The organism is Amycolatopsis sp. NPDC051903, assembly GCF_044452505.1.
Taxonomy (GTDB): domain Bacteria; phylum Actinomycetota; class Actinomycetes; order Mycobacteriales; family Pseudonocardiaceae; genus Amycolatopsis.
Map to the genome: position 1 here is coordinate 130,148 of NZ_JBITBT010000009.1, position 13,793 is coordinate 143,940.

Genomic DNA, 13,793 nt, shown 5'->3' on the forward strand with positions numbered 1-13,793 from the left:
GCTGTGGATCAGAGGCTGTGGGTCAGGTGAGTGGTGGTCAGCCCACGGTCGGGGGCTTGATCGAGTCGAGTGAGCCGCCGAGCTCCTTCAGCAGCGCCGAGACCTGACCCTGGTGGTGGTCGTAGGCGTCGGCCGCGCCCTTGATGCCCTGGCTCAGGGACGAGAGCCGGTTCTGGCCGAAGCCGAGGGTGTCGCCGTAGAGGCCCGACACGAGCTCCACCACGGGGCGCAGGACGTAGAACAGCCCCGTGAAGCCCGCCGTGTCGCACGCGGTCGTGGTCATGTAGTCCTTGATCTTTTCGACCTGCGCGTGGAGCCCGTCGACCACGTCGGCGTATTCCCGCATCGTGCCCGTGTGCACTTCGAAGTCCGGCACCGATTCCTCCCCTTTGATCGTCGGTCGACGAACACTATGGCAGGAACCGATCACCCAGCGTGGAAGGTTTGGGGAAATCAACCCGTTCGACGACAGCAACCAGTCAAACGGGGCAAATCAGGCGCAGATCCACAGTGGACGGTCAGAGGTCCGGCAGGCCGAGTTCCAGGTTGGGCGCCTGCAGCCCACCGTCCACTTCGAGCACTTTGCCCGTCACGTATGCACCGGCCGGCGAAGCGAGGTACAGCACCGCCGCGGCGACGTCCTCGGCGGAGCCGATGCGCCGCAACGGGGTGGCACCCTCCATCTTGGTCCGGATCTCTTCGTTGCCCGCCACCAGTTCCAGTGCGGACGTGAGCACCGAACCGACGCAGATCGCGTTCACGCGCACCTTCGGCGCCAAGTCGACGGCGGCCAGCCGCGTGTAGTGCGACAGCGCGGCTTTCGCGGTGCCGTAGGCCAGGAACCCGCGGCCCTGCACGCGGCCCATGATCGACGAGATGTTGACCACGGCGCCGCTGCTGTCGAGCAGGGCGGGGGTGGCGGCGACGGTCAGCGCGTGGGCCGTGGCGACGTTGAACCGGAACGCCTCCTCGAGGAAGTCCGCCGTCGTCTCCGTGAACGGGCGCGGGTACGTGCCGCCGACGTTGTTGACGACGATGTCGAGCCGGCCGAACTCCCCGGTGGCCGCGGACGCCAGCGCGGCGGCGGCCGCGGGGTCCGACAGGTCGGCGGGCACCACGTGCGCGCGGCGCCCGGCCGCGGCCACGCGCTCGGCGACCTCGCGGAGCTGCTCTTCGGTGCGGGAGGCGATGACCACGTCGGCGCCGGCTTCGGCGAGCGCCACGGCGGTGGCCGCGCCGATGCCGCGGCCGGCGCCCGTGACCACCGCGACCCGGTCCGTGACGCGGAACCGATCGAGGATCATGCGGCGGACGCTAACACGTTTCACTTCGGTGCGGCAGCGGTCACACAGGTGGACGCGGGGCAGCGGGCCGACCACGCTCGGTGCCGGAAATCCGTCTGTGACCCAGGATCCGTTAAGGGCCGGTTACACTTGACGGAATCGCGTAGATCAGATAGTTAGCTAAGCGAACGACATAGTTGTCATCAGGAACTACATCGTTCCGCGCAGCCAGATCGTTACCGTTCACCGCCGTTCGGGCCGCTCTGAGGTGCTGCTCGCCTGTTTCCCAGGTGTTAAAGTCGCGCTAACAAGCGGGCCATCGTCGTCCCGTGCGCTCCCCACGGCCGGTTCGCCGGCCATCGCACGAAACGACGAAGGAGGTCCCTTTTCCATGATCTTCTCCGCCAATCCCGGCAAGCAGGGTCTCTACGACCCGACGAGCGAGCAGGACTCCTGCGGCGTCGCCATGGTGGCCGACGTCAAGGGCCGCCGCTCCCACGGCATCGTCACCGACGGACTGACCGCGCTGGCGAACCTCGAGCACCGCGGCGCCGCGGGGGCCGAGCCCACCAGCGGTGACGGTGCCGGGATCCTGCTGCAGCTGCCCGACGAGCTGCTGCGTGCCGAGGCCGGCGTCTCCCTGCCCGCACCCGGCACGTACGCCGCCGGGATCGCGTTCCTGCCCGTCGAGGCCGAGCAGCGTCGCAAGGCCGTCGAGCTGACGAAACGCGTCGCCGCGGAAGAGGGCCTCGACCTGCTCGGCTGGCGCGACGTACCCGTGGACGCCGAGCGGGCCGGAATCGGTCCCACGGCGCGTTCGGTGATGCCGCACTTCGCGATGCTGTTCGTCACCTCGCCGGGCGGCGAGTCCGGGCTGGACCTCGACCGGCGCGTGTACGGCCTGCGCAAGCGCGTGGAGCACGACAGCGAGTCCGCGGGCTGCGGCACGTACTTCTCGTCGCTGTCGGCGCGCACGATCGTCTACAAGGGCATGCTCACCACCGAGCAGCTGCCGCGGTTCTTCCCCGACCTCACGGACACCCGGCTCGAGAGCGCGATCGCGCTGGTGCACTCGCGCTTCTCCACCAACACTTTCCCGTCGTGGCCGCTCGCGCACCCGTTCCGGTTCGTGGCCCACAACGGCGAGATCAACACCGTGCGCGGCAACCGCAACCGCATGCGCGCCCGCGAGGCGCTGCTCGAGTCCGACCTGATCCCGGGCGACCTCACGCGGCTCTACCCGATCTGCTCGCCCGAAGCGAGTGACTCGGCGTCGTTCGACGAGGTGCTCGAGCTGCTGCACCTGGGCGGGCGATCGCTGCCGCACGCGGTGCTGATGATGATCCCGGAGGCGTGGGAGAACCACGTCACGATGGACCCCGAGCGCCGCGCGTTCTACCAGTTCCACGCGAGCCTGATGGAGCCGTGGGACGGCCCGGCGTGCGTCACGTTCACCGACGGCACGCTCGTCGGCGCGGTGCTCGACCGCAACGGCCTGCGCCCGGCGCGCTGGTGGCGCACCGTCGACGACCGCGTGGTCCTCGCCTCCGAGGCCGGTGTGCTCGACGTCGCACCGGAGGACGTCGTCGCGAAGGGCCGCCTCAAGCCGGGCCGGATGTTCCTCGTGGACACCGAGGCCGGCCGCATCGTCTCCGACGACGAGGTCAAGTCCGCGCTCGCCAAGGAACACCCGTACGAGGGCTGGCTGCACGCCGGCCTGCTGAAGCTCGCCGAGCTGCCCGACCGCGACCACGTGGTGCAGAGCCACGATTCGGTGCTGCGCCGCCAGCTCGCCTTCGGCTACACCGAAGAAGAGCTCAAGATCCTGCTCGCGCCGATGGCCGCCAAGGGCGCCGAGCCCATCGGCTCGATGGGCACCGACACCCCGGTCGCCGTGCTGTCGCAGCGTTCGCGGCTGCTGTACGAGTACTTCAAGCAGAACTTCGCGCAGGTCACCAACCCGCCGCTCGACGCGATCCGCGAGGAACTCGTCACGTCGATGGCGCGCATCATGGGTCCGGAGCGCAACCTGCTCGCGCCCGGCCCCGCGTCGTGCCGGCACCTGAACCTGCCGTACCCGGTCATCGACAACGACGAGCTCGCCAAGCTCATCCACGTCAACGACGACGGCGACCTGCCGGGCTTCGCGTGCAGTGTCCTCTCCGGACTGTATGAAGTGGACGGTGGCGGCGAGGCGCTCGCCGCCGCCGTGGAGCGCGTGCGCCGCGAGGCGTCGGAGGCGATCGCCGCCGGGGCGCGCACGCTCGTGCTGTCCGACCGCGATTCCGACCACCGCCTCGCGCCGATCCCGTCGCTGCTGCTCGTGTCCGCGGTGCACCACCACCTGGTGCGCACCAAGGAACGCCTGCGCGTCGCGCTCGTCGTGGAGACCGGTGACGCGCGCGAGGTGCACCACGTCGCGCTGCTGCTGGGGTACGGTGCCGCGGCCGTGAACCCGTACCTCGCCTTCGAGACGATCGAGGACATGATCGCGCAGGGCGCCATCTCCGGTCTCGAGGCGGGGAAGGCGGTCCGCAAGTACGTGCAGGCGCTCGTGAAGGGCGTCCTGAAGATCATGTCCAAGATGGGCATCTCCACCGTCGGTGCCTACACGGCGGCGCAGGTGTTCGAGTCGCTGGGCCTGAGCCAGGACCTGCTCGACGAGTACTTCACCGGCACGTCGTCGAAGCTCGGCGGAGTGGGCCTGGACGTGCTCGCCGAAGAGGTCGCGGTGCGCCACCGCCGCGCGTACCCGGACAACCCGACCGACCGCGTGCACCGCGGCCTGGACACCGGCGGCGAGTACGCCTACCGCCGCGAGGGCGAACTGCACCTGTTCACGCCGGAGACGGTGTTCCTGCTGCAGCACGCGTCGAAGACGGGCCGCGAAGAGGTCTACCGCAAGTACACCGAAGAGGTGCACCGCCTCTACCGCGAGGGCGGCGCGCTGCGCGGGCTCTTCGAGTTCCGCGAAGGCGCGCGCGAGCCCGTGCCGCTCGACGAGGTCGAGCCCGTGGAGGCGATCCTCAAGCGCTTCAACACCGGCGCGATGTCCTACGGCTCGATCTCGGCCGAGGCCCACGAGACGCTCGCCATCGCGATGAACCGCATCGGCGGCCGCTCCAACACGGGTGAGGGCGGCGAGGACGCGGAGCGCCTCTACGACCCGACGCGGCGCAGCGCCATCAAGCAGGTGGCGAGTGGCCGGTTCGGCGTCACGAGCGAGTACCTGGTCAACTCCAGCGACATCCAGATCAAGATGGCGCAGGGCGCGAAGCCGGGTGAAGGTGGCCAGCTGCCGCCGAACAAGGTGTACCCGTGGATCGCGCGCACGCGGCACTCGACGCCGGGCGTCGGGCTGATCTCGCCGCCGCCGCACCACGACATCTACTCGATCGAGGACCTGGCGCAGCTCATCCACGACCTGAAGAACGCCAACGAGCAGGCCCGCGTCCACGTGAAGCTGGTGTCTTCGCTGGGCGTCGGCACGGTCGCGGCGGGCGTGTCCAAGGCGCACGCCGACGTGGTGCTCATCTCCGGGCACGACGGCGGCACCGGCGCGTCGCCGATGAACTCGCTCAAGCACGCGGGCACCCCGTGGGAGATCGGCCTCGCCGAAACCCAGCAGACGTTGCTGCTCAACGGTTTGCGCGACCGCATCACCGTGCAGGTCGACGGCGCGATGAAGACCGGGCGCGACGTGGTGATCGCGGCGCTGCTCGGCGCCGAGGAGTACGGCTTCGCGACGGCCCCCCTCGTCGTCGCGGGCTGCGTGATGATGCGCGTGTGCCACCTCGACACGTGTCCGGTGGGCGTCGCGACGCAGAGCCCCGTGCTGCGCAAGCGGTACACGGGCCAGGTCGAGCACGTCGTGAAGTTCTTCGAGTTCGTGGCCGAAGAGGTGCGGGAAACGCTGGCGCAGCTGGGTTTCCGCACGCTCGACGAGGCCATCGGGCACGCCGAGCTGCTCGACACGGCCGAGGCGCAGGCGCACTGGAAGTCGGCCGGGCTCGACCTCGCGCCGATCTTCGAGATGCCGTCGGAGACCCCGTACGGCGGTGCCAAGCGCCGCGTGCGCGGGCAGGACCACGGTCTCGAGCACGCGCTGGACCGCACGCTCATCCAGCTCGCGGAGGCGGCGCTGGAGGACGCGCACCCGGTGCGGCTGGAACTGCCCGTGCGCAACGTGAACCGCACCGTCGGCACGCTGCTGGGCTCCGAGATCACGCGCCGCTACGGCGGGGAGGGCCTGCCCGAGGACACGATCCACGTGCTGCTCACCGGTTCGGCCGGGCAGTCGCTGGGTGCGTTCCTGCCGAGCGGCCTCACGCTCGACATGGTCGGCGACGCCAACGACTACGTCGGCAAGGGCCTCTCGGGCGGGCGGATCATCGTCCGGCCGCACCCCGACGCCAAGTTCGCCGCCGAGGCGCAGACGATCGCGGGCAACACGCTCGCCTACGGCGCCACGAGCGGGGAGATGTTCCTGCGCGGCCAGGTCGGCGAACGCTTCTGCGTCCGCAACTCCGGCGCCACGGTCGTCGCCGAGGGCGTCGGCGACCACGCCTTCGAGTACATGACCGGTGGCCGCGCCGTGGTGCTCGGCCCGACGGGCCGCAACCTCGCGGCCGGCATGTCCGGCGGCGCCGCGTACGTGCTCGACCTCGACCGCGCGAAGGTCAACGACGACATGGTGGACCTGACCCCGCCGGATGCCGAAGACCTGGTGTGGCTCAAGCAGATCGTCCAGCAGCACCACGACCTCACCCGCTCGGCGGTGGCCGCGTCGCTCCTCGGCGACTGGACGCGGCGCTCGGTGGCCTTCACCAAGGTGATGCCACGCGACTACCAGCGGGTCCTCGACGCGGCGAAGGCGGCTCGCGCCGACGGCCGCGACGTCGACGAAGCGATCATGGAGGCCGCTCGTGGCTGACCCGACCGGTTTCCTGAAGTTCCGGCGCGAAGAGCCGAAGAAGAGGTCCAAAGAGGACCGGCTCGCCTCCTGGGGCGAGGTGTATGCCGACGTGGATCCCGGCGAGCGCAACGAAGCCGTGCGCGCGCAGGCTTCGCGGTGCATGGACTGCGGCATCCCGTTCTGCCACTCCGGCGGTTCGGGCTGCCCGCTCGGCAACCTGATTCCCGAGTGGAACGACCTCGTCAGCCGCGGCGACTGGGCCGCGGCGAGCGATCGGCTGCACGCCACCAACAACTTCCCCGAGTTCACCGGGAAGCTGTGCCCGGCGCCGTGCGAGGCGGGCTGCGTGCTGGCGATCTCGCCGCTGTCGGGCGGGCCCGTGGCGATCAAGCGCGTCGAGGCCACGATCGCCGATCAGTCGTGGGAATCGGGCCACGTGCAGCCGCAGGCAGCCGAGGTCTCCTCGGGCCGGCGGGTCGCCGTGGTCGGGTCCGGGCCGGCCGGGCTCGCGGCCGCGCAGCAGCTGACGCGCGCGGGCCACGAGGTCACGGTCTTCGAGCGCGACGACCGGCTGGGTGGCCTGCTGCGCTACGGGATCCCCGAGTTCAAGATGGAGAAGAAGGTCCTCGACCGCCGCCTCACGCAGCTGCGCAAGGAGGGCACGCGGTTCGTCACCGGCTGCGAGGTCGGCGTGGACCTCACGGTGGAGGACCTGCGTGAGCGCTACGACGCCGTGGTGCTGGCCGTGGGCGCGCTGCGCGGGCGCGACGACCGGACCATCCCGGGCCGCGAGCTCGCCGGCGTGCACCTCGCGATGGAGCACCTGGTGCCCGCCAACAAGTTCGTCGAGGGCGACGGCCCGTCGGCGATCGACGCGGCGGGCAAGCACGTCGTGATCATCGGCGGCGGCGACACCGGCGCCGACTCCTACGGCACGGCGACGCGCCAGGGCGCGCTGTCGGTGACGCAGCTGGACCAGTACCCGGTGCCGCCCACGACGCGCGACGACGAACGTTCGCCGTGGCCGACGTGGCCGTACATCCTGCGCACCTACCCGGCGCACGAGGAGGCCGGCGAGCGGAGGTTCGCCGTGGCCGTGAAGCGGTTCGTCGACGACGGTGAGGGCCGCGTGAAGGCCTTGGAGCTGCAGCACGTCCGCGTGGAGAAGGACCCGGAGACGGGCCGCCGCGAGGTCGTGCCCACCAGCGACGAGGTCGAGGTGCTGCCCGCCGACCTGGTGCTGCTCGCCATCGGCTTCGAGGGCGTGGAGGAGATGCCGCTGCTCGACGGGCTCGGCCTCTCGCTCACCCGTCGCGGCACGCTGTCGTGCGGCCCCGACTGGCAGACCGCGCCGGGCGTGTTCGTCTGCGGCGACGCGCACCGCGGTGCCTCGCTCGTGGTGTGGGCCATCGCCGAAGGCCGCTCCGTGGCCAACGCGGTGGACACCTACCTCACCGGCGATTCGGATCTGCCCGCGCCGGTGCACCCGACGGCGCTGCCACTCGCGGTGGTCTGACCCGCACCCCCCCGGCCGCAGGCCCCGGCGCAACGGCGCGCCGGGGCCTGTTTTTCACCCGTCGGCGGCGTCGCGATCGAGGGTGACACCGGGTCCTTCGCGGACCACGGCACGTCGCCGATCGTTTGAGCGAGAGGCTCACCGCGGGCGGCTGAACTCGGCGGACACCACGCGGGTTCGGGGCTGCCGAGGCTGCGCAGACCGCCGCTGCCGCGCCTCGCCCCCGCCGCGGCGACCAGGCGAGCCGCACCGCCGGGAAGGCCTGGACGCGTGACCCGCGTCGCCCTCGCGCAGCCGGGCGGGGCGGCGAACCTTATCCTGGGTCGCGTGAACTGGACAGTGGACGTTCCCGTCGACACACTTCCCGAACTCCCGCCGCTCCCGCCCGAGCTGCGTGAACGCCTGGACGCGGCGCTGGCGCTGCCCGCCGCGCAGCAGCCCGAGTGGCCCGACGTCGAGCTGGCCAAGCGCGTGCGCGGTGTCCTCGAGAGCGTTCCGCCCATCACCGTGCCCGCCGAGATCGACCGGCTGCACAGCGAGCTCGCGATGGTCGCGCGCGGCGAGGCCTTCCTGCTGCAGGGTGGTGACTGCGCGGAGACGTTCGAGTCCAACACCGAGCCCCACATCCGCGCCAACCTGCGCACGCTGCTGCAGATGGCCGTGGTCCTCACCTACGGCGCCAGCCTGCCCGTGGTCAAGATGGGCCGCATCGCCGGCCAGTACGCGAAGCCGCGTTCGGCGTCCACCGACGCGCTGGGCCTGCCGGTCTACCGCGGCGACATCATCAACTCGCTGGTGCCCAAGCCCGAGCTGCGGGTGCCGGACCCGGGCCGCATGATCCGCGCGTACGCGAACGCGGGTGCCGCGATGAACCTCGTCCGCGCCCTCACCGGCGCCGGCATGGCCGACCTGCACCAGGTGCACGACTGGAACAAGGACTTCGTGTCGTCCTCGCCCGCGGGCGAGCGCTACGAGGCGCTGGCCGCCGAGATCGACCGCGGCCTGCGGTTCATGAACGCCTGCGGGGTCACCGACTCGTCGCTGCAGTCCACCGAGATCTTCGCGAGCCACGAAGCGCTGCTGCTCGACTACGAGCGCGCCCTGCTGCGGCTGGACAACGCCGACGCGGCCAACCCGAAGCTGTACAACCTGTCCTCGCACTTCCTGTGGATCGGCGAGCGCACCCGCCAGCTCGACGGCGCGCACATCGCGTTCGCGGAGCTGCTGGCCAACCCGATCGGCCTGAAGATCGGCCCGACGACCACGCCGGAGCAGGCGCTGGAGTACGTCGAGCGGCTCGACCCGCGCCACGAGGAGGGCCGGCTCACGCTCATCTCGCGCATGGGCAACGGCAAGGTCCGCGAGGTGCTGCCGGCGATCGTCGAGAAGGTCGAAGCCTCGGGCCACAAGGTCATCTGGCAGTGCGACCCGATGCACGGCAACACCCACGAGTCGTCCACCGGGTACAAGACCCGCCACTTCGACCGCATCGTCGACGAGGTGCAGGGCTTCTTCGAGGTGCACCACAAGCTCGGCACCTACCCGGGCGGCATCCACGTGGAGCTCACGGGCGAAGACGTCACCGAATGCCTCGGCGGCGCCCAGGAGATTTCCGACGTCGACCTCTCCGGCCGCTACGAAACCGCCTGCGACCCGCGGCTGAACACGCAGCAATCGCTCGAGCTGGCGTTCCTCGTGGCCGAAATGCTGCGGGGCTGATCCCTCACACGGTGTTCAGGAGCGCGGCGGCGGACTTCACGACGGCGTCGCGCAGGCCGCCGAGGTCGGGCACGGCCTCGGCGTTCGCCTGGAGTCCGATGTGGACGCCGTCGCGGTAGGTCGCGACGGCGATGCCCACGGCGTGGTTCGGCGCCAGCGGCACGAACGGGTAGACCTGCGCCAGCGGCGCGCCCGCCAGCGTCAGGCGCGCCGGCGGCAGCGGCACGGTGGTCACGACCAGGTCGAACAGCAGCGGCGCGGCCCGGCCGGCGGTCTTCGTGCCGAGGCGGTGCAGGACCGTCGGCACGCGCTCGGCCAGCAGCGGGAACGCGCCGGCGCCCCGGGCGGGGCCGGCGGCCTTGTTGCGGGTCATCGCGCGGCGCACCAGGGCGAGGCGCTCCACCGGGTCGTCGACGCCGATCGGCAGGTCGCACAGGTAGCCCGACAGCTTGTTGCCGCCGACCTGCCCGCCCGAGCGGCCGCGCACGCTGACCGGGACGAGGGCCCGCAGCGTGCGCCCGTCGGCGCGTTTGCCGCGGTTGACCAGCCAGTCGCGCAGTGCCCCGGCCAGCACGGCGAGCACCACGTCGTTGCTCGTGCCGCCGTGCGCGCGCCGGATGCGGCGCACGTCGCCGCCGCTGAGGCGCACGAACCCCAGCCGCCGTTCGGCGGACGCCGGCGCGGACACGGGCGAGAGCGGCGGCCGCGCGGCGCGGACCACCGACGTGGCGATCCCGGCCTGCGCGAGCCCGCTGCCCAGCGCGTCCTTCACGGTGTCCAGGGCCGAGCGCGGACGCGGGATCGGCGCCGGCGCGGCGGTGCGGTCCGCGGCCCGGCTCGCGACCGTCAGGCCGTCGAGCAGGCCGACAGTGACCTCGTAGGCGCCCGCGCCGTCGGTGAGCGCGTGGTGCAGTTTGAGCAGCACGGCGAACCCGCCCTGCGGCAGCCCGGTCACCACCGTCAGGTCCCACAGCGGCCGCCCGGTGTCGAGCGGTTCGGCGATCCACCACGACGCGAAGTCCGGTAACGGGTCCGGGTCGTACAGCGTGGTCAGTTCGTGGTGGTGGATGTGCTGCGCCGCAACGAAATCCGGATCGTCCGACCACGACGCCGACCCGGGCGGGAACAGTTCGGTGCGCGTTTTCCGGCGCAGCTGGGGGATTTTCGCCGCACGTTCGGCGAGGGTTTTCGCGATCTCCGCGCCGTCGACCCGCGCGGAAGAAGTGAACAAAAGTACCGCACCCATGTGCATCGGCGCGGTTTCTCTTTCCAGGCACAGAAAAGCGACGTCGAGCGAGCTGAGCGGGGTACGAGCCATCCGACGACCGTCCTCGGTGGGTTTCGTGCGGTGGGTTTTGGTGCGGGAAGGTCCCCACGACACCACCCGCACATGACGGGAGGGTGGTCACCGTGTTTCGCGAGCGCTAACGACCCGCCGTTTCACTCACCCGGGTCACGCCCGGCCCTTGCGTTTCGGCCTCGGCTCGCCCTTCGCGGCTCGCGTCGGCTGCGGCAACTCCACCGGCCACGACGACCGCGGCCCCGCCCCTTCGCCACCCCGCGACGGCTGCGGCAACGGTTCCGTCACCTCGGCCGCCGGCGGCTTTTCCGCCGGCCGCGACGGCTGTGGCAGCGGTTCGTCCGGCGGCTGCGCCACCCGTTCCCCGGCGAACCGGGACAGCTGGAGCAACGGGTCCTCCGCCTGTTCCTTCGCCGGCGCGAACGTGGGCCGCCCCGGATCCGCCCGCTTGCGCTGCGGCAACGGCGACTTCCCGCCGGCCACCCGGTTCGGCAGCGCTCCGTCTGCGGCGTGCCCCGCCGAAGCGGGCTGCCCGGCGGCCGGCGGCCTCGTCCCTTCTTCCGACGCACGGCGGGGGCGCAGCGAGACTCCTTCCAGCAGCGGGCGCGGTGGCGCACGGTGGGACGTCGCACCGTCGGCCGGGTCCTGGCGGGGGAGAAGCGAGGTTTCGGAGGCTGGCAGCTCACCCTCGGCCGTCGGCGTCGTCTCCTGTACCGGTTCCGCAGGTGCTGCTGCCTCCGCCGACGGGCGAGCAGCCTCACCGTTGCGCGCGCGGTCGGCGAAAGCTCGTCGAGGACCCTCTGCCGGCGCGCGGTGGGGGATCGAGGAGCTGTCGTCCGGAGCGCGCCGCGGCAGTGAACCCGCGGCCTCGCCGGCACCCGGCTGTCCGAACTGGCCCGCCGTGGCCGAGAGGTTCCGGAACGCCACCCCGTTGCCCGGGCGCTTCGGCAGGCCCGGCCACAGCTCCCCGGCGCCCAGCGCCGCCGCGTGGATGGCCGCACCGTCCAGCTCCGTGTGGGTTTCCTCGACGTCCCGCTCCAGCCACTGGACCACCACCGTGAACGGCCCGTCCTCGGGCAACGGCCACACGAAGACGCGGTGGTCGAGGTGGAACTGGGAGCCGCCGCAGCCGTGGGCGCGCAGGACGGGGTGGTCGGGTTCCGAGGCGGACGGGACGGAGATCGACTCGGAACTGGCGCGGCTGCCGTCCGGGTAAAGCACGCCCACGAGCAGTGCGTTGTAGTCCGGGATCCGCCGGTGGTCGATGAGGGAGCCGCTGCGGCCCTCCTCCAGGGTGTCGCGCGAGTACACCGTCAGCCGGAGCGTCAGGGCCTCCGGCCAGACTTCGACGCCCCGCAGCGCCACGATCGTGCGTTCGGAGCGGCCGAGCGGACGGGTCCACGGCAGCAGCGCCGGGACGATGTGGTCGCTCGGCGGGCCCATCCACGGGCGGCCCTCGTACCCGAAGAGCTCCCGTTCCCGCACGGGGAACAGGGGTCTCTCACGAGGGCCGTCCGTGAAGAAGCTCATGCGCTACTCGCGCCGGGACAGGTCGCCGTTCGTCAGCGCCTGCTCCGAAGCGGCCGGACCGGTCGACGGGGTCGTGGACCCGCCACCCATGGCGTCCATGAGCTGGCGGGCCAGGCCGAGGCCCGTACCGCCCAGCGACAACGCCTTGGTGAACATGTCCGACATCCCGTCCGCGCCGTTCAGGACCACCATGTGGTCGACGTTACCGAACGCCTGGGCGCCGGCCTCGACGATTTCCGGCCAACGTTCGGCCAGCTGCTGTGCTACCACAGCTTCCTGGTTCTCCGCCAGTGCCGCGGCCCGCGCCTTGATGGCCTCGGCCTCGGCGAGGCCCTTCGCGCGAGCCGATTCGGCGTCCGCGAGACCCTTCGCCTTCGCGGCCTCCGCCTCGGCCAGACCCCGGGCCTGGGCCGCCGCGGCCTCGGCTTCACCGGTGGCGCGGGTGGCGCCGGCCGACGCCTCGGCCCGGGCCTTCGTGGCCTGCGCCTCCGCGTCGGCGGCCGTCTTCACGCGGGTCGCGTCGGCGGCGGCCCGCAGCTCGGTCTCCTTCGCCTCGGCCTGGGCCCGGGCGATCTGCGCGTCGCGGTCGGCGTCGGCCGTCGTGCGCGTCTCGTAGGCCTTCGCGTCGGCCGGCTTGCGGACCTGCGACTGCAACCGCTGCTCGGCCAGCGCGGCCTCGAGTTCGGCCGCCCGCGTCTCCTGGACCACGACCTCCTGGCGCGCGGTCGCCTCGGCCAGCGGGCCCGACTGGCTCGCCTTCGCCTTGGCCTGGTCGACCTCGGCCTGGTACCCCGCCTGCTTGATCTGGCTTTCCCGCATCGCGCCCGCTTTCTGCGCGGCGGCGACTTGCTCGGCCTGCGTGGCCTCCTGGTCACGCTGCGCCTCCGCGATGCGCGCGGCCGCCGCGATGGCCGCGGCGTGCGGCTTGCCGAGGTTGTTGATGTAACCGGACTCGTCGTCGATCTCCTGGATCTGCAGCGAATCGACGATCAGGCCCAGCTTGATCATCTCGGTCGCCGACGACTGCCGCACCTCGCCGGTCAGCGCGTCGCGGTTGTGGATCATCTCCTCGATGGTCAGCCCGCCCACGATCGAGCGCAGGTGGCCCGAGAACAGCTCGTGGATGGTGTCGTTCATGCCCTTCTGCTGGTCGAGGAACCGGCGGGCGGCGTTGGCGATCGAGGCGTAGTCGTCGCCCACCTTGTAGATCACCACCGCGCGCACGGTCACGGGCAGGCCCTGCTTGGTCACGCAGGAAACCTGCAGGTTCACGCCGCGCGTGTCGAGCGAAAGGCGTCGCGCGGTCTGGAAGCCGGGGATCACGTTGACCCCTCGGCCGGTGACGATCTTGAAGCCGAGGCTGTCGGCGGTCTCGGTGCGCTCCACCCGGATCCCCCACCCCGAGATGATGAGCGCCTCGTTCGGCTCCGCGACCTTGTACAGCATCCGCAGGAGGCCGAACAGCACGATCACGGCGACCACCGCGATCGCGACGATGAGCCAGATTTCCATAACCCCTCGCAGCCCGAT

8 protein-coding genes are annotated in these 13,793 nt (G+C 71.5%); 3 read left to right on the plus strand and 5 right to left on the minus strand.

The window, feature by feature from the left end; all coding sequences use genetic code 11:
• Positions 1-37 precede the first annotated feature (37 nt).
• Together ACIA77_RS21700 and ACIA77_RS21705 are read right to left on the minus strand one after the other, a co-directional pair.
• Entirely contained in the window at positions 38-376 is a 339-nt protein-coding gene (locus tag ACIA77_RS21700; RefSeq protein ID WP_395887722.1) for a hypothetical protein, read from the minus strand.
• A 142-nt stretch (positions 377-518) separates the two neighbouring features.
• A complete protein-coding gene (locus ACIA77_RS21705; RefSeq protein ID WP_395887723.1) occupies positions 519-1,304 on the minus strand; it encodes an SDR family oxidoreductase in 786 nt (261 codons plus the stop codon).
• 370 nt (positions 1,305-1,674) lie between these two features.
• Here ACIA77_RS21705 and gltB point away from each other — a divergent pair, with 370 nt between their 5' ends.
• From gltB to ACIA77_RS21720, 3 genes are all read left to right on the plus strand, one after another.
• Positions 1,675-6,216: a glutamate synthase large subunit gene (gltB, locus tag ACIA77_RS21710; protein ID WP_395887724.1), complete on the plus strand. Its 4,542-nt coding sequence runs from the start codon at positions 1,675-1,677 to the stop codon at positions 6,214-6,216.
• Positions 6,209-7,714, plus strand: a complete 1,506-nt coding sequence (locus ACIA77_RS21715) for a glutamate synthase subunit beta (RefSeq protein ID WP_395887725.1) — start codon at positions 6,209-6,211, stop codon at positions 7,712-7,714. Before gltB ends, ACIA77_RS21715 begins: the two co-directional genes overlap by 8 nt.
• A 327-nt stretch (positions 7,715-8,041) precedes the next feature.
• Positions 8,042-9,433 carry a class II 3-deoxy-7-phosphoheptulonate synthase gene (locus ACIA77_RS21720; RefSeq protein WP_395887726.1) on the plus strand — a complete coding sequence of 464 codons (1,392 nt, stop codon included), beginning with the start codon at positions 8,042-8,044 and terminating at the stop codon, positions 9,431-9,433.
• A gap of 4 nt (positions 9,434-9,437) precedes the next feature.
• Here the strand turns inward: ACIA77_RS21720 and ACIA77_RS21725 are convergent, their stop codons facing one another.
• From ACIA77_RS21725 to ACIA77_RS21735, 3 genes are all read right to left on the minus strand, one after another.
• Positions 9,438-10,751, minus strand: a complete 1,314-nt coding sequence (locus ACIA77_RS21725) for a wax ester/triacylglycerol synthase family O-acyltransferase (protein WP_395887727.1) — start codon at positions 10,749-10,751, stop codon at positions 9,438-9,440.
• A 135-nt stretch (positions 10,752-10,886) separates the two neighbouring features.
• A complete protein-coding gene (locus ACIA77_RS21730) occupies positions 10,887-12,263 on the minus strand; it encodes a hypothetical protein (protein WP_395887728.1) in 1,377 nt (458 codons plus the stop codon).
• 3 nt (positions 12,264-12,266) lie between these two features.
• Positions 12,267-13,775 carry an SPFH domain-containing protein gene (locus tag ACIA77_RS21735; protein WP_395887729.1) on the minus strand — a complete coding sequence of 503 codons (1,509 nt, stop codon included), beginning with the start codon at positions 13,773-13,775 and terminating at the stop codon, positions 12,267-12,269.
• Between the last annotated feature and the right edge of the window lie 18 nt (positions 13,776-13,793).